14 protein-coding genes are annotated in these 18,147 nt (G+C 70.2%); 1 reads left to right on the top strand and 13 read right to left on the bottom strand.

The genetic code is table 11. From position 1 onward, the window contains the following. Positions 1 to 632: 632 nt before the first annotated feature. The 12 genes from pgi to uvrC all read right to left on the bottom strand — a co-directional run bounded on the left by pgi (position 633) and on the right by uvrC (position 16,287). Positions 633 to 2,288 carry a glucose-6-phosphate isomerase gene (gene pgi, locus ACFY1J_RS09340; protein WP_390708997.1) on the bottom strand — a complete coding sequence of 552 codons (1,656 nt, stop codon included), beginning with the start codon at positions 2,286 to 2,288 and terminating at the stop codon, positions 633 to 635. 74 nt (positions 2,289 to 2,362) lie between these two features. Further along, positions 2,363 to 3,631, bottom strand: coding sequence for an MFS transporter (locus ACFY1J_RS09335; RefSeq protein ID WP_390708998.1), 1,269 nt, complete (start codon positions 3,629 to 3,631; stop codon positions 2,363 to 2,365). A gap of 122 nt (positions 3,632 to 3,753) precedes the next feature. Next, entirely contained in the window at positions 3,754 to 4,041 is a 288-nt protein-coding gene (locus ACFY1J_RS09330) for an RNA polymerase-binding protein RbpA (RefSeq protein WP_007448238.1), read from the bottom strand. 275 nt (positions 4,042 to 4,316) lie between these two features. Further along, positions 4,317 to 4,553 (bottom strand): preprotein translocase subunit SecG, encoded by a 237-nt coding sequence (gene secG / locus ACFY1J_RS09325; protein WP_235456625.1) that lies wholly within the window; start codon positions 4,551 to 4,553, stop codon positions 4,317 to 4,319. 108 nt (positions 4,554 to 4,661) lie between these two features. Beyond that, entirely contained in the window at positions 4,662 to 5,438 is a 777-nt protein-coding gene (gene tpiA, locus ACFY1J_RS09320) for a triose-phosphate isomerase (protein WP_390708999.1), read from the bottom strand. A gap of 5 nt (positions 5,439 to 5,443) precedes the next feature. Further along, a complete protein-coding gene (locus ACFY1J_RS09315) occupies positions 5,444 to 6,655 on the bottom strand; it encodes a phosphoglycerate kinase (protein WP_390709000.1) in 1,212 nt (403 codons plus the stop codon). Between the two features lie 145 nt (positions 6,656 to 6,800). After that, entirely contained in the window at positions 6,801 to 7,808 is a 1,008-nt protein-coding gene (gap, locus tag ACFY1J_RS09310) for a type I glyceraldehyde-3-phosphate dehydrogenase (RefSeq protein ID WP_263207468.1), read from the bottom strand. Between the two features lie 251 nt (positions 7,809 to 8,059). Beyond that, positions 8,060 to 11,023 (bottom strand): M14 family zinc carboxypeptidase, encoded by a 2,964-nt coding sequence (locus tag ACFY1J_RS09305; protein ID WP_390730968.1) that lies wholly within the window; start codon positions 11,021 to 11,023, stop codon positions 8,060 to 8,062. 149 nt (positions 11,024 to 11,172) lie between these two features. After that, positions 11,173 to 12,162 carry a DNA-binding protein WhiA gene (gene whiA, locus ACFY1J_RS09300; protein WP_030642347.1) on the bottom strand — a complete coding sequence of 330 codons (990 nt, stop codon included), beginning with the start codon at positions 12,160 to 12,162 and terminating at the stop codon, positions 11,173 to 11,175. Beyond that, the gene (gene yvcK / locus ACFY1J_RS09295) at positions 12,153 to 13,220 is read right to left on the bottom strand and encodes a uridine diphosphate-N-acetylglucosamine-binding protein YvcK (RefSeq protein ID WP_390730967.1); all 1,068 of its coding nucleotides are present in this window, start codon (positions 13,218 to 13,220) and stop codon (positions 12,153 to 12,155) included. The genes whiA and yvcK overlap by 10 nt, the downstream gene beginning before the upstream one ends. Continuing rightward, positions 13,217 to 14,230: an RNase adapter RapZ gene (gene rapZ, locus ACFY1J_RS09290; RefSeq protein ID WP_390709003.1), complete on the bottom strand. Its 1,014-nt coding sequence runs from the start codon at positions 14,228 to 14,230 to the stop codon at positions 13,217 to 13,219. Before rapZ ends, yvcK begins: the two co-directional genes overlap by 4 nt. Next, positions 14,227 to 16,287 (bottom strand): excinuclease ABC subunit UvrC, encoded by a 2,061-nt coding sequence (gene uvrC, locus ACFY1J_RS09285; RefSeq protein WP_390730966.1) that lies wholly within the window; start codon positions 16,285 to 16,287, stop codon positions 14,227 to 14,229. The genes rapZ and uvrC overlap by 4 nt, the downstream gene beginning before the upstream one ends. Positions 16,288 to 16,666: 379 nt before the next feature. On the opposite strand from uvrC, the gene ACFY1J_RS09280 reads away from it, so the two are divergent. Then, positions 16,667 to 17,614, top strand: coding sequence for a hypothetical protein (locus tag ACFY1J_RS09280; RefSeq protein WP_390709005.1), 948 nt, complete (start codon positions 16,667 to 16,669; stop codon positions 17,612 to 17,614). Positions 17,615 to 17,638: 24 nt separating this feature from the next. Here the strand turns inward: ACFY1J_RS09280 and ACFY1J_RS09275 are convergent, their stop codons facing one another. Further along, on the bottom strand, positions 17,639 to 18,067 hold the full coding sequence (locus ACFY1J_RS09275) for a Rieske (2Fe-2S) protein (protein ID WP_390730965.1): 429 nt from the start codon (positions 18,065 to 18,067) through the stop codon (positions 17,639 to 17,641). Between the last annotated feature and the right edge of the window lie 80 nt (positions 18,068 to 18,147).

Below are 18,147 nucleotides of genomic sequence, written 5' to 3'. Positions count from 1 at the left end.
GGCAGACACACTGAGCGCGGCAGCCTGACCGGACACACGGCCCACGGCCACGGGACCACCCGGGACACCCCGACTGACCGAAGCACCGGCAGCGCCGCCAGCATCAGCACCGGGATCGCCGGTCCCCCACCCCCGGCCTCCTCACCGACTCGACACGGCAGCACTCCTGGAAGCCGCAACCCTCTCGGCCCTACCCGCAGCCCGAGCAGCCCACCACCGACTGGCAGACACACTGAGCGCGGCAGCCTGACCGGACACACGGCCCACGGCCACGGGACCACCCGGGACACCCCGACTGACCGAAGCACCGGCAGCGCCACCAGCATCAGCACCGGTGCGCCGACGCGCCTGCCCAGCAGCAGGAGCCGCCGCGATCTCCGCCCCACGCACCGCCCCAGGGCCGCCCGGGGCGCCCCGACTCATCGACGCCCAGGGCGGCACCAGCTGCGCGGGCGCCGGGAACGCCAGTCCCACCTCCGGCCTGCTGACCGCCCCATGCCCGGCCGCAGCGCACCGACACCCGTGTCCCGCAGTGGAACCGGCGCTCTCTCCGCCCTCCCTGCAATCAGGGCCAACCGTGCTCCCCAGGCGCGTCGGCGCAGTGGCGCCCGGGGCGGCATCGAGGGCTTGGGTCAGGCACGGCCTCGCAGTTGCCGGTACTTGGTGACCAGGGCCTTGGTGGATTCGTCCAGGCCCGGTACCTCGGCGCCCTCGGTGAGGGCGGGCTCGACGCGCTTGGCGAGGACCTTGCCGAGTTCCACGCCCCACTGGTCGAAGGAGTCGATGTTCCACACCGCGCCCTGGACGAACACCTTGTGCTCGTAGAGGGCGACCAACTGGCCGAGGACCGACGGGGTCAGCTCGCGGGCGAGGACCGTGGTGGTCGGCCGGTTGCCCTTGAACGTCTTGTGCGGCACCAGCTCCTCGGGCACGCCCTCCGCCCGGACCTCGTCGGCGGTCTTGCCGAAGGCCAGGGCCTGGGTCTGGGCGAAGAAGTTGGCCATGAGCAGGTCGTGCTGGGCCTTGAGTTCACCGTTCAGCTCGGCGACCGGCTCGGCGAAGCCGATGAAGTCCGCCGGGATCAGCTTCGTGCCCTGGTGGATGAGCTGGTAGTAGGCGTGCTGCCCGTTGGTGCCGGGCGTGCCCCAGACGACCGGACCGGTCTGCCAGTCGACCTCCTGCCCGTCCCGCGCCACGTACTTGCCGTTGGACTCCATGTCCAGCTGCTGCAAGTAGGCGGTGAACCGGGACAGATAGTGGCTGTAGGGCAGGACGGCGTGCGACTGGGCGTCGTGGAAGTTGTCGTACCAGATGCCCAACAGCCCCAGAAGCAGCGGCACGTTGGACTCGGCGGGCGCGGTGCGGAAGTGCTCGTCGACCAAGTGGAAGCCGTCGAGCATCTCGCGGAACCGGTCCGGGCCGATGGCGATCATCAGGGACAGGCCGATCGCCGAGTCGTAGGAGTAGCGGCCGCCTACCCAGTCCCAGAACTCGAACATGTTGGCCGTGTCGATGCCGAAGTCCGCGACCTTCTCGGAGTTCGTCGACAGCGCCACGAAGTGCTTGGCGACGGCCTCCTGACCGGCCTTCAGCTCGGTGAGCAGCCAGTTGCGGGCGGAGGTCGCGTTGGTGATCGTCTCGATCGTGGTGAAGGTCTTGGAGGCGATGATGAACAGCGTCTCCGCCGCGTCCAGGTCGCGGGTGGCCTCGTGCAGGTCGGCGCCGTCCACGTTCGACACGAAGCGCACCGTGAGGCCGCGGTCGGTGAAGCTGCGCAGCACCTCGTAGGCCATCGCCGGGCCCAGGTCGGAGCCGCCGATACCGATGTTGATCACGTTCTTGATGCGCTTGCCGGTGTGTCCGGTCCAGGCGCCGGAGCGGACGCGGCCGGCGAAGTCGCCCATCTTGTCGAGCACGGCGTGCACCGCCGGGACCACGTTCTCCCCGTCGACCTCGATCACCGCGTCACGCGGGGCGCGCAGCGCGGTGTGCAGCACCGCGCGGTTCTCGGTGACGTTGATCTTCTCCCCGCGGAACATCGCGTCCCGCAGACCGAAGACGTCGGTCGCGGCGGCCAGCTCCCGCAGCAGCCGCAGCGTCTCGTCGTTGACCAGGTGCTTCGAATAGTCGATGTACAGGTCACCGACCTGGAGCGTGTACCCGGCGCCGCGTCCCGGATCGGCGGCGAACAGGTCCCGCAGATGGGTGTCGCCGAACTGTTCCCGGTGCTTGGCCAGAGCGGTCCACTCGGGCGTCTGGTTGAGCCTGGTACGGCCGTCTGCGTTCATTTCGGACTTCAGCCTTCTTTCCTGCAACCTGTCCTGGTGCGTACCTGCCCCGCTGCCGGTCCCAACCTAGTTGATCAGCGGGTCACGCGAGCTGTTGTGGCGCCGTCCTCCGGGGCAACAACAGGTACGTCCGGCTTGCGTGCCGGTATCAACGAGGTGACCGCCAGGGCGAAGAGAACCGCGGCCAGCAGGGCCGGTGCGTTCAGTCCGTACGCGCCGGCCACGGCTCCGCCGAGAAGCGCGCCGACGGGGGCTCCGGAGGTGGACGCGGTGCGGAAGGCCGAGGAGACGCGGCCCACCATGGACGCCGGGCTGCGTTGCTGCATCAGCGTGACCTGGTTGACGTTCCAGACCATGCTCATCGAGCCGAGCAGCAGCATGCCGGCGAGCAGGGCGGCCAAGTGCCGTACCGAGCCGATGAGGAGCAGGGACGCCGTCTGGACGGCGCCGGCCACCAGCAGGGCCCGGGCACGCCCGGTGCGGCGCGCGACGCGCTGGGCGACGAGACCGCCGACGAGGCTCCCGGCGGCGTACGCCGTCATGGCGGCGGCATAGGCGCCGTCGCCCCCGTGCAGCCAGCGCGTCACGTGCAGCACCAGGGTGGCGATCAGGGCGCCCATGCCGATGTTGCACAGCAGCGTGGCCAGGCAGATGGCCCGCAGCACCCGGTCGCGCCACAGTTCGCGCAGGCCCGCGGCGATCTCCGCGCGCAGGGTGCTGCCCGCCGGGCGCGGCTCCCGCTCCTGCGGCCGTATCCGCAGGGAGGCCACCAGGGCCGCGGCCACCAGATAGGTACCCGCGTCGGCCGCGAACGGCATGCACGCCCCGGCCGTCAGCAGCAGCGGCACGAACGGGCCCGCCAGCAGGCCGCCGGCGAGCTGCTGACCGGTCATCAGACGGGCGTTGGCCCCGCCCAGGGCCTCGCGGTCGACCAGGGACGGCAGCAGGGCCGTGGACGCGTTGTCGAAGAGTGTCTGGAGTGTGGTCAGGGTGAAGGCGAGGGCGATCAGCAGGGGAACCGAGGCCTGTCCCAGGCCCACGGCGAGGGCGAAGCCGCCGACGAGCACGCCCCGCACCGTGTCCACGGTCCACATCGCCCGCCGCTGGTCGACCTGGTCCGCCACGGCCCCGCCGAGCAGTCCGAACAGCAGCCAGGGCACATAGCCGCAGGCGGTGACCGAGGCGACGACCAGGGGCGCGTCGGTGATCCGCAGGGCGAGCAGGGGCAGCGCGGACGTCCGTAAGGCGTCCCCGAAGCGGGAGACCACGGCGGCCGTCCACAGCCGCCCGAATCCCCCGCGCCACGCGGGTACGGTCCTGCCCGCCGCCTCGACCGTCGTCATTTCTCCCCCTCACGGTTCACCCATGCACAACCGTAAGAGGCGCCACTGACAATCGGTCGGCGGCCGGTGCTGCCGAAGCGGCTCCGGCCAGGCACCCATGGACACCCGGCCGGTCACAACTTCTAGATCTCTCCGCGCAATTTGGCGAGCGCCTCGGCGAGGATCGCTTCGCCGTCCGCGTCGCTGCGCCGCTCCCGTACATACGCGAGGTGCGTCTTGTACGGCTCGGTGCGCGGCGGGTCCGGCGGGTTGTCCCGGTCCTGACCGGCCGGGAAGCCACAGCGCGGGCAGTCCCAGGTCTCGGGAACCTGCGCGTCGCTGGCGAAGCTGGGCTGCGTCTCGTGCCCGTTGGAGCACCAGAAGGAGATGCGCAGACGCGGCGCGGACTCGCCGCGCTCGGCCTCGCCCATCGGCCCCGCCCCGACCCGGCTTCCTCGGATCGCGTTGCCACTTGCCACGGTGTAACTCCCTGCGTGATGGTGCCGCGAAGCGAGTCGGCGTTTCGCTTCGTTGCGAGCGCCTCAGTCTACGTAAGGCCCAACGCGCGTCCAGTGATTGGAGTTACAGGCCCCATATCTAGACGCAAGCCCCATGATAGGCCGCGCTCAGGGGCGCGTACCGAACATGGGGCCTTACGTACGGAATGTGCGTGCTTGTGAGAAGCTGATCAGCTGCTCGTCGGCGGTCAGCTGCTCGTCTTCATGAGCAGGCCGAGCACGACGATGCACGCGAACCACAGCAGACCGACCACCAGCGTGATGCGGTCGAGGTTGCGCTCGGCGACCGAGGAGCCGCCGACGGACGACTGCATGCCGCCACCGAACATGTCGGAGAGGCCGCCGCCCTTCCCCTTGTGCATCAGCACCAGCAGCATCAGCAGCAGGCTGAAGACGATCAGGGCGATCGAGAACCCCAAAACCACGGCTGGACCAACTTCCTCGGATTCGGATGGACGACGGGGGCCGGCAGACATCCACCAGCCCCCGCAAGGGTACGACGAATCGTCGTTACCGCATACTCACAGGTCGCGTCACTGGTCGCGGAACCGCACGATCTTGACGAACTCGTCCGCGTCCAGCGAGGCCCCGCCGACCAGGGCGCCGTCGATGTCGGCCTGCGCCATGATCTCGGCCACGTTTCCGGCCTTGACGGAGCCGCCGTACTGGATGCGGACCTTGTCGGCCACGTCCTGCGTGTACAGCTCGGCGATCTTGCCGCGGATGGCGGCGCAGACCTCCTGGGCGTCCTCGGCGCCGCAGACCTTGCCGGTGCCGATGGCCCAGACGGGCTCGTAGGCGATCACAATGGTCTCGGCCTGCTCGGCCGGGAGGTCCTTCAGACCGCCCTCGACCTGCGCAAGCGTATGACCGACATGGTTGCCGGCCTCGCGGATCTCCAGTTCCTCGCCGACGCACAGGATCGGGGTCAGGCCGTGCCGGAAAGCGGCCTTGACCTTGGCGTTCACCAGTTCGTCGGTCTCGTTGTGGTACTGGCGGCGCTCGGAGTGCCCGATGGCCACGAAGGAGCACTTCAGCTTGGCCAGCATCGGGCCCGAGATCTCGCCCGTGTAGGCGCCGGAGTCGTGCGCCGAGATGTCCTGGGCGCCGTACTTGATCTTGAGCTTGTCGCCGTCGACCAGGGTCTGCACGGAGCGCAGGTCGGTGAAGGGCGGCAGGACGGCGACCTCGACGGCCTCGTAGTCCTTGTCGGCCAGGGCGAAGGCGAGCTTCTGGACGTGCGCGATGGCCTCGAGGTGGTTGAGGTTCATCTTCCAGTTGCCCGCCATCAGCGGCGTGCGCGTGCTCATGTAGGTCAGTCCTCCAGTGCGGCGAGGCCGGGGAGCGTCTTGCCCTCGAGGTATTCGAGGGAGGCGCCGCCACCGGTCGAGATGTGGCCGAATGCCTTCTCGTCGAAGCCGAGCGTACGCACGGCCGCGGCGGAGTCGCCGCCGCCGACGACGCTGAAGCCCGTCGATCCCACGAGGGCCTGGGCGACCGCCTTGGTGCCCTCGGCGTAGTCGGGGTGCTCGAAGACGCCCATGGGACCGTTCCAGAAGACGGTCTCGGCGTCAGCGAGCTTCGCGGCGTACAGCTCGCGGGTCTTCGGGCCGATGTCCAGGCCCTCCTGGTCGGCGGGGATCTTGTCCGCGTCGACCACGGTGTTCTCGGTCGGAGCCTTGGCCTTCAGGTCCGGGAACTCCCGGGCGACCACGACGTCCACGGGGAGCAGCAGCTCGACGCCCTGCTTCTGAGCGCGCTCCATGTACTCGGTGACGGCCGGGACCTGGTCCTCCTGAAGGAGGGAGATGCCGACCTCGTAGCCCTTGGCCTTGAGGAAGGTGTAGGCCATGCCGCCGCCGATGAGGAGGCGGTCGGCCTTGGCGAGCAGCTCGTCGATGACGGCGAGCTTGTCGGAGACCTTGGCGCCGCCGAGCGCGACGACATAGGGGCGCTTGACGTCCTCAGTGAGCTTCTTGAGGACGCCGACCTCGGTGGCGATGAGGTAGCCGGCGTAGTGCGGCAGCCGGGCCGGGAGGTCGAACACGGAGGCGTGCCCCCGGTGCACGGCACCGAAGCCGTCGCCGACGTAGATGTCCGCGAGGGCGGCCAGCTGGTCGGCGAAGGCGCCGCGCTCGGCGTCGTCCTTGGACGTCTCGCCGGCGTTGAAGCGCAGGTTCTCGATGACCGCGACCTGGCCGGGCTGCAGGCCGTTCACCGCGTCGTGGGCGGCGGGGCCGACGGTGTCCTGGGCGAACGCGACCGGGGCGCCGAGGAGTTCACCGAGCCGCTCGGCGGCGGGCAGCAGCGAGAAGGCCGGGTCCGGGCCGCCCTTGGGACGGCCCAGGTGCGAGGCGACGACCACCTTGGCGTCCGCGTCGGCGAGGGCCTTCACGGTGGGCAGGACGGCGCGGATACGGCCGTCGTCGGTGATCACGCCGTCGGCGAGCGGCACATTGAGGTCGGCGCGGACGAAGACCCGCTTGCCGGCCACGCCTTCCGCGAGAAGTTCGTCGATGGTCTTCATGAGGGGACTCCTGAGGAGGGCTCTTGATCGTACGAGGGCTGATCGACCGTACATAGAGGGTCGATCCGCACGTGCGTCAGGGCTCGGGCAGCGCGACGTTGCGCTGCCCGAGCCCTGCTGTCACATCAGGTGCCTGCTCTGCCGATCAGAGCTGGTTGCCGACGAAGACCGTGAGGTCGACGAGGCGGTTGGAGTAGCCCCACTCGTTGTCGTACCAGCCGATGATCTTCACGTTCTTGCCGTCCTGGACCATGGTCAGGGACGAGTCGAAGGTGCAGGACGCCGGGGCGTTGACGATGTCGGAGGAGACGATCGGGTCCTCGGTGTAGTCGAGGAGACCCTTGAGCTCGCCCTCGGCGGCCTTCTGGAAGGCGGCGTTGACCTCTTCCTTGGTGACCTCACGGCCGAGCTCGACGACGAGGTCGGTGACCGAGCCGGTCGGGACCGGGACGCGCATGGCGATGCCGTCCAGCTTGCCCTTGAGCTGCGGGAGCACCAGGGCGGTGGCCTTGGCGGCGCCCGTCGTGGTCGGGATGATGTTCTCGGCGGCGGCACGGGCGCGGCGCAGGTCCTTGTGCGGGAAGTCAAGGATGCGCTGGTCGTTCGTGTACGCGTGCACCGTGGTCATCAGACCCTTGACGATGCCGAAGTTCTCGTCGAGGACCTTCGCCATCGGCGCCACACAGTTGGTGGTGCAGGAGGCGTTGGAGATGACGTGGTGGTTCGCCGGGTCGTACTTGTCCTGGTTGACGCCCATCACGATGGTGATGTCCTCGTCCTTGGCCGGAGCCGAGATGAGGACCTTCTTGGCGCCGCCGGCGATGTGCTTCGCGGCGTCTTCCTTCTTGGTGAAGATGCCGGTGGACTCGATGACGATGTCGACGCCGAGCTCGCCCCACGGGATGTCGGCGGGGTTGCGCTCGGACAGCACCTTGATGGTGTGGCCGTCGACGGTGATGGTGTCGGCGGTGTGGGACACCTCCTGCTTCAGACGGCCCAGGATGGTGTCGTACTTCAGCAGGTGGGCGGTGGTCGCGGTGTCACCCAGGTCGTTGACAGCCACGATCTCGATGTCTGCGCCCTGCTCGAGCAGCGCGCGGAAGTAGTTGCGACCGATACGACCGAAGCCGTTGATGCCTACGCGGATCGTCACGAACCGATCTCCTCGTTGGTACGCCGGCCATGCGGTGCCGGCGAGCTGTATTTGGGATGTCCCCGACCACCCCCGACCCTACCTCCCTGAGGCTCCCGAGGTGACATCCAGATGCCTCATAGACGGCAGGGCGGTCCGTACCCGTCAGTAGGGGTACGGACCGCCATTCTTCGGGGGGTTGATCGCCCCGCCATGTCAGGAAATGACGGTGCCTCTCGGCGGCGTTGTCACTCGTTCGTGAGCGGGTCGGCTCACTTGTCGAGTGACGCCAGCGCCTTCTTGACCAGTGCCGTCCGGTCGGCCGCCGCGGGGACCTGCTCCAGACCGAAGCCCAGCAGCACGGTGTCCTTCGTGGTGACCGCTCCGTACGTCTTGAACAGGGCTCCGGTGCGCGTCCAGTCCTTCAGGACCGCCGGACTGCCCGCGGGCGGTCCGGCCACGCTCCAGGGACCCAGCGACGACTCGAAGCCCTCGGTCTCCTTCGCCGTGCCGCCGACCACCAGCGAGGCCTCGTCGGCGAGGACGCCGTGGCCGCCGCTGCCGGGGTCGGTGATGTAGCTGATGGAGACCTGGACGGACCTGCCCGCGTAGGCGCTCAGGTCGAAGCCGACCTGCTGCCAGCCGCTGGAGCTGCCGGTGAGGCTGTTCCAGGAGCCGGTGGCGCCGGTCGCCGTGCAGGCGTTGTCCGCGAGCGTCAGATAGTGCTTGAGCCACGGGTGCTCGCCGATCAGGAATCCGGCACCGCACTCCGCCGGGACGGCGGTGCTGGTGGCGCCGCCCGTCTCCGGCAGGGTCGTCCAGTCGTCCGCGCCGACGGTGTGCGCCTCGACCACGGCGTGGTCGTAGCCGGGCTCGGTGTCCCACAGCAGCCGGGTGGTCAGGGTCGGCTTGTCGGCAGCGCTCACGCCGGTGAGGTCGATGGTGCGGGTGAGCCGCTTGTAGGCGTCGTCGGTGTGGACCGCGGCGGCCATGGAGGAGCCCGCGTACGGTCCGTACGGGTTGACGGTCCCGGCGAACTGGCCCGCCCCCGCGCTCGCGAACTGGGGGTAGCTGTCCGCGGACAGCTCGTCGGAGGTGACGCCGTAGGTGCCTGCCTTGTCGAGCGGATTGCCGGGCGCGTCGCCGAGGGCGCCGGTGTAGCCGTCGAGGTTGCCGGCGCCGGTGAAGCCGGTGGCTCCGGGGATGGATGTGCGCGAGTAGGCGCCCAGGTAGTACTGGCTGAAGTCGTTCGACGGGGTGCCGTCGGCGAGTTTCACGCTGCCGCCGGCCAGTTCGCCGGCCTCGATCAGCCTGCCGCCCTCGTTGAGGTAGGCGCGCAGCTGGAGTTGGGTGGCGGTGCCGGGACCGCTCGCGCCGGAGTAGTGGACGACGGTCCTGAAGTGCCTCAGTACGCCGAGTGCGTCGGGCGCGCCCTGTGTGGCGACGTCCCAGACGATGGCCTTGCGGCCGTTCGCCTTCAGCGCGTCCACGTACTTCTGGGCCTGTGTGGCGGCCGCGCCCTCCTCGGCGACCACGAGGGTGTCGGCCCGGGGCCGCTCGGCGACGGTGTAGGTGAAGTGCGAGCCGGAGACCTTCTTGCCGCTCCTGGCCCTGCCGGTGAACCACACCTCGACCTTGTCGCCCGGCCTGCCGTCCTCGACCTCGGCCCGGTACTCGTCGAAGTAGAGGTTGTCCTCGCCGCCGTAGGTCTCGCCGCCCTTCCAGGGCCTGAGTGCCCGGTCGTGCGTACGGCCGCCGTTGACGCGGTACTTGAGCTCCTTGTCGCGCACGGACTTCCGTACGACGACCGAGACCTGCTGGTCGGCGCCGCGCGAGTACGACGTGGAGAACGTCGCCGGAGTGAAGTCGGCGGCGCTCATGCCGACCGAGGAGGCCGGCTGGTCGGGGTGGTCGGCGGACTCGGCGACGGAGAGCGCGAACGGGATGTTCTTCTGGAACTCCTGCTGGATCAGCTTCTCGTCGTCGGGGAAGTTGAAGACCGACCGGCAGTCGGAGGCCTTCCAGGCGTCGTCGGGGTCGAGGTTCGACGCGGTCTGGCAGGTCGACATCTCGGGGGTGAACATCGCCATGCCGTTGACGTTGGACGCGTGGCCGTCCGCCTCGCCGTTGGTGGTGTACAGCTCCGAGGAGACCTGTGGGTGGTAGCCCGGGACCGCGGAGTGGTCGGGGGTGCCGGCGAGCGCCTTGTAGAGGACGTCGTCCGGGGTGGGGGTGGCCACCTGCCAGCCGACGCCGTAGAGGAGGAGCTCGGCGGCCGAGTGGTAGTTGATGCCGTAGGTGAAGCCGACGCGCTTCTCGAAGCGGTCCAGCGCCCGCGTCTCGGGCTCGGAGGCGGGGCTCGCGCCGCGGTAGGTCTCGCTGGTCGGGTTGGGGGACGAACCCTCGTCGTCGTAGCCCCACTTGTAGGCGAAGTTGCGGTTGAGGTCGACGCCGTCGCCGGTGGAGATGACGCCGTCGCCGTTGACGTCCCGCAGGTTCTTGCGCCACAGGCGGGTGCCGGCGTTCCGGAAGGTGTAGTCGTAGCCGTCGGGGTTGGCCGAGAGGACGAACCACAGCTCGGTCGAGTCGACGATCTTCTTGATCCGCTTGTCCGTCTTGTAGTGGTCCAGGTAGTAGTGCATCAGACGCCGGGTCATCTCCGGCGTGATCCACTCGCGCGCATGCTGGTTGGACACATACAGCACGGAGGGCTTCGATCCGTCCTTCGACTTCTTCGCGTTCCTGGTCAGCTTGAGCGCGAGGATGTCCTGGCCGTCGACGGTCCTGCCGATGGACTCGACCTTGGTGAGACCGGCGTTGGCCCGGGCAGTCCTGACGATCTCTTCCTTGAGTCCGCCGCTGCCGCTGTAGGGGCGGAACACGCCTTGGGACACGCCCTCGACACGCGCCTCGGCCCTGGCCGACAGTGTGTGCTCGGTGAGGGCGACGCCCTGCTTCTCCAGCTTCTCGGCCTGCTGGTCGGTGAGGTAGACCTCCACGGCGGTCCGGCCGCTTGCGGTCACCTGCTCGCCCAGTTCATGACCGTCCTGGCCGGCCTGGAGCAGCAGAGGTAACTGCTGCTGGGTGATTTCGGCGCGGAAGACCTTGATCTCGGCGCCGTCGTCCGCGGCGGCCTTTCCGGTACTTCCGCTCTGTGCCTGGGCGATGGGTGCGAGGCCTGCTACGCCGAACAGGAGCGCGCCGACAGCGAGGATCGATCTCGCTCTACGTCTCATGAACCCCCCTAGCCTGGTCCGCCACAGCAGCGAACTCATGCCAGGCTCATGACAGTCCATGATCGAGTCAAGGGCGCCTCATGGCCACCCGAAACGCCGGTGCCGACACCCGAACGGGCGTCGGCACCGGCAAGTTGACGGCCCTTCAGTCACCCGGCCAGGTTGTCGGCCAGTTCCTCGGAGAGGTTGGCCTCGGTCCCCGGGATGCCCAGGTCGGAGGCGCGCTTGTCGGCCATCGCCAGCAGCCGGCGGATACGGCCCGCGACGGCGTCCTTGGTGAGCGGCGGGTCGGCGAGCGCGCCCAGCTCCTCCAGGGAGGCCTGCTTGTGCTCCATGCGCAGCCGGCCGGCGGCCGCGAGGTGCTCGGGGACCTCGTCGCCGAGGATCTCCAGGGCACGCTGGACGCGGGCCCCGGCGGCGACGGCCGCACGCGCGGAACGGCGCAGGTTGGCGTCGTCGAAGTTGGCGAGCCGGTTGGCCGTGGCCCGGACCTCGCGGCGCATCCGGCGCTCCTCCCAGGCGAGCACGGACTCGTGCGCGCCGAGGCGGGTCAGCAGCGCGCCGATCGCGTCACCGTCGCGGACGACGACCCGGTCCACGCCCCGGACCTCGCGCGCCTTCGCGGCGATCGACAGCCGGCGTGCGGCGCCGACCAGGGCGAGCGCGGCCTCCGGGCCCGGGCAGGTCACCTCCAGGGAGGAGGAGCGGCCGGGCTCGGTCAGCGAGCCGTGTGCCAGGAAGGCGCCGCGCCAGGCGGCCTCCGCGTCACAGGTGGCCCCGGAGACCACCTGCGGGGGCAGGCCACGGATCGGGCGCCCCCGGCCGTCGACCAGCCCCGTCTGCCGGGCCAGCTGGTCGCCGCCCGCGACGACGCGCACGACGTACCGCGAGCCGCGGCGCAGTCCGCCGGGCGCCATCACGATCAGCTCGGAGCTGTGGCCGAAGATCTCCAGGATGTCCCGCTTGAGGCGTCGGGCCGCCATCGCGGTGTCCAGCTCCGCCTCGATCACGATGCGCCCGCTCACCAGGTGGAGGCCGCCGGCGAACCGCAGGATGGCGGAGACCTCCGCCTTTCTGCAGCAGGTCCGGGTGACGGGAAGCCGGGAGATCTCGTCCTTCACCGCTGCCGTCATCGCCATGGGCCGATCCTTCCATGCATCCGAAAAATACGGTCGTACGCGGCGGCCAACAGCTCCGGGTCGTGCCGCGGAGAACCGTCGGTCCGGGCCACCGGCGCCAGCTCGACCGCGGCTCCGAGCCGCTCGGCGGCCTCGATGAGCGAGTCGCGGTCGGGCACGGCGGCCTCGTCTGCCAGCACCACGTCCAGGGCGAGTTTAGGGGCGTGTCGCCCCAAAACCTCCAAATGACGCTGCGGGGAGAAACCATCGGTTTCTCCGGGCTGCGGGGCGAGGTTCAGCGAGAGCACCCGGCGTGCCTTGGTCTCCGTGAGGGCGTCCAGCAGCTCGGGCACCAGCAGATGCGGGATGACCGAGGAAAACCAGGAGCCGGGACCGAGCACCACCCAGTCCGCGTCCAGGACCGCCTCGACGGCCTCGGGCACGGCGGGCGGGTCGTGCGGCACCAGGTGCACGGACTGCACCTCGCCGGGCGTGAGGGCCACGGTCGCCTGGCCGCGCACGGTGTCCACGTCCTCCGGCCTGTCCGGATCATGCCCCTTGACCAGGGCCTGGAGCTCCAGCGGCACGGCGGACATGGGCAGCACACGCCCATGCGCGCCGAGCAGCTTCCCGACCAGGTCGAGGGCCTGGACATGATCGCCGAGCTGCTCCCAGAGCGCCACGATCAGCAGGTTGCCGACCGCGTGGTCGTGCAGGTCGCCCTGGGAGGTGAAGCGGTGCTGGATGACCCGCGCCCAGGTCTGGCCCCAGTCGTCGTCGCCGCACAGCGCGGCCAGGGCCTTGCGCAGATCACCCGGGGGAAGCACGCCCAGCTCGTCGCGCAGACGCCCGCTGGAGCCGCCGTCGTCGGCCACGGTGACGACAGCGGTGAGATCGCCGGTGATCCGGCGCAGTGCGGCGAGCGAGGCGGACAGGCCCATGCCGCCGCCGAGGGCGACCACCTTGGGCTGGGCGCCGCGCCGGCGGGGCCGGCCGCCGCGGGCCTCGGCCGGGCGGCCCGCGCGTGCCTCGGGGACCATCCGGCGCAGCCTGCTCAGCCGCGGAGTACGTGCCGTCATTCCCGTCCCATGTCCCGGTGCACGACCACCGTCTCCACGCCCTCGGCCGCGAGGCGCGCGGCGAGCTTCTCGGACATGGCGACCGAGCGGTGCTTGCCGCCGGTGCAGCCGATGGCGATGGTCACATAGCGCTTGCCCTCACGGCGGTAGCCGGCGGCGATGAGCCGCAGCAGCTCGGCGTACCGGTCCAGGAACTCCTTGGCGCCGGGCTGGTTGAAGACGTACGCCGCGACCTCCTCGTTGAGGCCGGTGTACGGGCGCAGCTCCGGGACCCAGTGCGGGTTGGGCAGGAACCGCATGTCCGCGACCAGGTCGGCGTCGACCGGTAGGCCGTACTTGAAGCCGAACGACATCACGGTGGCCCGCAGCTCGGGCTCCTCGTCGCCGGCGAACTGAGCGTCCATCTTGGCGCGCAGCTCGTGCACATTAAGGCTGGAGGTGTCGATCACCAGATCGGCGTCACCGCGCAGCTCGCGCAGCAGCTCGCGCTCGGCGGCGATGCCGTCGACGATACGGCCGTCGCCCTGCAGCGGGTGCGGACGGCGGACGGACTCGAAGCGGCGCACCAGGGCCTCGTCGGAGGACTCCAGGAAGACGATGCGCCGGGTGACACCCTTGGTGTCGAGGTCGGCGAGGGACTGGCGCAGGTTGTCGAAGAAGCGCCGGCCGCGCACGTCGACGACGACCGCGATCCGCGCCACATTGCCCTGGGAGCGCGCGCCGAGCTCCACCATGGTGGGGATGAGCGCGGGCGGAAGGTTGTCGACGACGAACCAGCCGAGGTCCTCCAGACACTTGGCGGCCGTCGACCGGCCCGCTCCGGACATGCCGGAGATGATCACCAGCTCGGGGATCGCCGCCTCGGGGACCCCGGCCGCCGTGATGTCCGTACTCACCTGTGCTCCGCTTTCCCCGGCGACGTCCTGAGCCGCCTGCTGCGGCTGTTCCTCGCCCGTTTCCGTGTGCGCCCGATCTCGCTCCGCTGTGGGCTGTGCTTCGTGCTCGGTCATCTCTCCTGCCCCCGTCGTTCGTCCGGGGCTCCCGCGGTCACGGGATCCCCCGAGGCACCCACCGTCGTTTCGGGTTCCTCGTCATCAATGATCTCTCCGGTCGCCGTGTTCACGGCGGGCGCGGCCGGAGCCGCTCCGGCCAGGGCCGCGGCAATGGTCTCGGCCGTCTTCCGGCCTATGCCGGGCACCTCCTGGATCTGCTCGATTGTGGCCGACCGCAGCTTCTTCACCGAACCGAAGTGCTTGATCAGCGCGTGTTTGCGGGTCTCGCCGAGGCCCGGCACCTCGTCCAGGGGACCCGCGCGGAAGCGCTTGGCGCGCTTGGTCCGCTGATAGGTGATCGCGAAGCGGTGCGCCTCGTCGCGGACACGCTGGAGCAGATAGAGGCCCTCGCTGCTGCGGGGCAGGACGACCGGGTCGTCGTCGTCCGGCAGCCAGACCTCCTCCAGGCGCTTGGCGAGGCCGCAGACGGCGATGTCGTCGATGCCCAGCTCGTCCAGCGCCCGCTTGGCGGCCGCGACCTGCGGCTGCCCGCCGTCCACGACGACGAGCTGGGGCGGGTAGGCGAACTTCTTGGGACGGCCGTCGTCGTCCTTGAGGCCGGTGTCCGGCAGACCGTCGGTCCCGGCGTCGTCCTCCACCCACTCGCCGGTCCGCTCCTTCTCGGCGAGGTAGCGCCGGAAGCGGCGGGTGATCACCTCGTGCATGGAGCGGACGTCGTCCTGGCCCGCGAAGCCTTTGATCTGGAAGCGGCGGTACTCGCTCTTGCGCTGCAGGCCGTCCTCGAAGACGACCATGGAGGCCACGACGTCGTCGCCCTGGAGGTGCGAGATGTCGTAGCACTCGACCCTGAGGGGGGCGCTGTCCAGGTCGAGCGCGTCCGCGATCTCCTCCAGCGCCCGCGAGCGCGTGGTGAGGTCGGAGGCGCGCTTGGTCTTGTGCAGGGCGAGCGCCTGCTGGGCGTTGCGCTCGACCGTCTCCATCAGGGCCCGCTTGTCGCCGCGCTGCGGGATGCGGAGCGAGACATGGGAGCCGCGGCGTCCGGTCAGCCACTCCTGGACGGGCTCGACCGGGTCGGGCAGGGCCGGGACGAGGACCTCCTTGGGGACGGCGTCCCCGGTCTCCTCGCCGTAGAGCTGCTGGAGGGCGTGCTCCACCAGGGCGGCGGTGGTGACCTCCTCGACCTTGTCGGTCACCCAGCCGCGCTGACCGCGCACGCGCCCGCCGCGCACATGGAAGATCTGGACGGCCGCCTCCAGCTCGTCCTCGGCGACGGCGATCAGGTCGGCGTCGGTCGCGTCGGCGAGCACGACCGCGTTCTTCTCCATGGCCTTCTTCAGGGCCCCGATGTCGTCGCGCAGGCGGGCGGCCCGCTCGTACTCCATCTCCTCGGCCGCCTCCGTCATCTGCTTCTCCAGGCGGCGGAGGTACGTGCCCGTCCGTCCGGCCATGAAGTCGCAGAACTCCTCCGCCAGTTCACGGTGTTCCTCGGCGGGGATCCGGTCCACACAGGGCGCCGAGCACTTGCCGATGTAGCCGAGCAGGCAGGGGCGTCCGGTGCGGGCGGCGTTCTTGAAGACGCCGGTCGAGCAGGTGCGCACGGGGAACACCCGCAGCAGCAGGTCCACCGTGTCACGAATGGCCCAGGCGTGCCCGTACGGCCCGAAGTACCTCACGCCCTTCTTCTTGTGACCGCGCATCACCTGCACCCGCGGGAACTCCTCGTTCATCGTCACCGCGAGGTACGGGTAGCTCTTGTCGTCGCGGTACTTGACGTTGAACCGGGGGTCGAACTCCTTGATCCAGGAGTACTCCAGCTGCAGCGCCTCGACCTCCGTGGACACGACGGTCCACTCCACGGACGCGGCCGTAGTGACCATCGTCCGGGTGCGCGGGTGCAGGCCGGCCAGGTCCTGGAAGTAGTTCGCCAGGCGCTGGCGCAGGCTCTTCGCCTTTCCGACGTAGATCACCCGGCGGTGCTCGTCGCGGAATTTGTACACCCCGGGAGAGTCCGGGATCTCTCCCGGCTTGGGGCGGTAGCTGGAGGGGTCGGCCATGTCTCACACCCTACTGGCGTGGGGTGACACTCCGGCGGGGCTGTGGACAACGGCGAGGTTGTGGACAGCGACGGGGTCGTGGACGACGCGGCCGGGGTGCCGCTCACCGAGCGTGAGGACGTCGTCGGTGCCCGCCCCGCGGGCAAGTCCCACGCACGGCGGGGTCGCGGCTCGGCCAGGTGGGCGTCGCGGTTGGACAGGAGGTGTTGTCGGGGCTTGGTCAACACGCTTCAATGCGGGGGAACTCGGGGCCGTGAACGACGGCGTCCGGATGCGGCGTACGGATGTGCTGACGCCCCGGCGCCGACGGGGTGGCCCCGGAGACCCGCGCGAACGGTCTGACCAGCCGGAGTGAACCTTCACAGAAAGGCCCCTGCGCATGCGGCACGCCATAGAGCACGCGGACGTCGGCACCGCGGAACTGGACACGGCCCTGCGGGGCGGCCCCTTCCATGTCGCGCTGCGCGCCGCGATAGCCGCCCGCGGACTGCCGCTCCAGCGGGTGCAGCACCATCTGTCGCGGTACGGGGTCAAGGTGGGCGTGACGAGTCTGAGTTACTGGCAGCAGGGCGCCCGCCGCCCCCAGCGCCCCGAGTCGCTGCGCGCCGTAAGGGCACTGGAGGAGATCCTGCAGCTGCCCGAGGAGTCACTGATCCGGCTGCTGGCCGAGGCGGACGGCCGCTCGGCCGGGCAGCGCCCGGCGGCCCGGTCGTACCGCTCGATGATCGAGGCCTCGGACGTCCTGGAGCGGCTCCTGGCCGAGCTGGGCTGGTCCCTCGACGGCGGGCTGCACACCCTCGGACACCACGAGCGGGTACGGATCGGAGCCCGCCGGGAGCTGGCGGGCCGCGAGTCGCACCACATCGTGCGGGCCCACCGCGACGGCGTCGACCGCTTCGTGGCCATCCACCACGGCGACCCGGGCTGCGCGCCGGAGCGCATGGCGGTGCACGCCCTGGAGAACTGCCGCACGGGACGCGTCCGCCTGGACCGGGACACCGGCGTGCTCGTCGCCGAGCTGCTCTTCGGCACCCGGCTGCGGTCCGGCGACACCTTCCTCTTCCGGTACGCCGTCGAGGACGGCACGGCCGGGCTCTCGCGCGAGTACCTGCGCGGTTTCGGCTTTCCCGGCGGTCAGTACGCGCTCCAGGTGCGGTTCGACCCGACCGCCCTGCCGGTGCGCTGCCACCGGTTCGCCCAGCACTCGCCGGCCGCTCCGCGCAGCGGCCGTCAGGAGCTGACCCTGAGCGGGCCGCACCGCTCGGTGCACCTGGTGGAGCCGCGGGTACGGCCGGGCATCGTGGGGATCGGCTGGGACTGGGAGTGACGGCCTCCCCCGCTCATCCGGTGATCAGGCGCCGGGACCCGCGATGATCTTGCCGTTCGTGGCCTTGACCGGCAGCTCGCTCAACGGCACCGTGGCCGGGGCCTGCACGACCTTTCCGGTCACGGCATCGAACTCGCTCCCGTGGCACGGGCAGATCAGCGTCGTCCCCTGAAGCTTGTTGATGGCGCACCCGGCGTGCGTGCAGATCGTGCTGTACGCCTTGAGCGTGCCGTTCCCGTCCCGGCTGACCACCACGTTGTGGTCCCGGTACAGCTTCGCGCTCCCCTTGGCGACCTCGCTCTCGGCGCCGAGCTCGACGGGCGCGGTCGGCGTCGCGTCCGCGGTGACACCGCCCCCGACCCCCGCACAGGCGGTGAGGGCGAGGCCGGCGAGCGGAGTGACGGCGGCCCCTCGAAGGACGGTACGGCGGCTCGCTGGGGGTCGGGCGGACATCGGGTGTCTCCACTGTTCGGGGGCGGGTGGTGCAGGCCGACGATACCTGGGGCGGTCATCACGGGCCGGAGCGGGTCGAA

It is taken from the genome of Streptomyces sp. NPDC001406 (genome assembly GCF_042895285.1).
In the GTDB taxonomy this organism is placed as follows: domain Bacteria; phylum Actinomycetota; class Actinomycetes; order Streptomycetales; family Streptomycetaceae; genus Streptomyces.
Note: the sequence above shows the minus strand (reverse complement) of the source record. Positions and strands in the feature narration are given on the sequence as shown.

Excerpts from the sequence above, each read along its gene's own strand:
- pgi (WP_390708997.1), bottom strand. The coding sequence starts at position 2,288 with ATGAACGCAGACGGCCGTACCAGGCTCAACCAGACGCCCGAGTGGACC.
- ACFY1J_RS09335 (WP_390708998.1), bottom strand. The coding sequence starts at position 3,631 with ATGACGACGGTCGAGGCGGCGGGCAGGACCGTACCCGCGTGGCGCGGG.
- ACFY1J_RS09330 (WP_007448238.1), bottom strand. The coding sequence starts at position 4,041 with ATGGGCGAGGCCGAGCGCGGCGAGTCCGCGCCGCGTCTGCGCATCTCC.
- tpiA (WP_390708999.1), bottom strand. The coding sequence starts at position 5,438 with ATGAGCACGCGCACGCCGCTGATGGCGGGCAACTGGAAGATGAACCTC.
- ACFY1J_RS09315 (WP_390709000.1), bottom strand. The coding sequence starts at position 6,655 with ATGAAGACCATCGACGAACTTCTCGCGGAAGGCGTGGCCGGCAAGCGG.
- ACFY1J_RS09305 (WP_390730968.1), bottom strand. The coding sequence starts at position 11,023 with ATGAGACGTAGAGCGAGATCGATCCTCGCTGTCGGCGCGCTCCTGTTC.
- whiA (WP_030642347.1), bottom strand. The coding sequence starts at position 12,162 with ATGGCGATGACGGCAGCGGTGAAGGACGAGATCTCCCGGCTTCCCGTC.
- yvcK (WP_390730967.1), bottom strand. The coding sequence starts at position 13,220 with ATGACGGCACGTACTCCGCGGCTGAGCAGGCTGCGCCGGATGGTCCCC.
- rapZ (WP_390709003.1), bottom strand. The coding sequence starts at position 14,230 with ATGACCGAGCACGAAGCACAGCCCACAGCGGAGCGAGATCGGGCGCAC.
- uvrC (WP_390730966.1), bottom strand. The coding sequence starts at position 16,287 with ATGGCCGACCCCTCCAGCTACCGCCCCAAGCCGGGAGAGATCCCGGAC.
- ACFY1J_RS09280 (WP_390709005.1), top strand. The coding sequence starts at position 16,667 with ATGCGGCACGCCATAGAGCACGCGGACGTCGGCACCGCGGAACTGGAC.
- ACFY1J_RS09275 (WP_390730965.1), bottom strand. The coding sequence starts at position 18,067 with ATGTCCGCCCGACCCCCAGCGAGCCGCCGTACCGTCCTTCGAGGGGCC.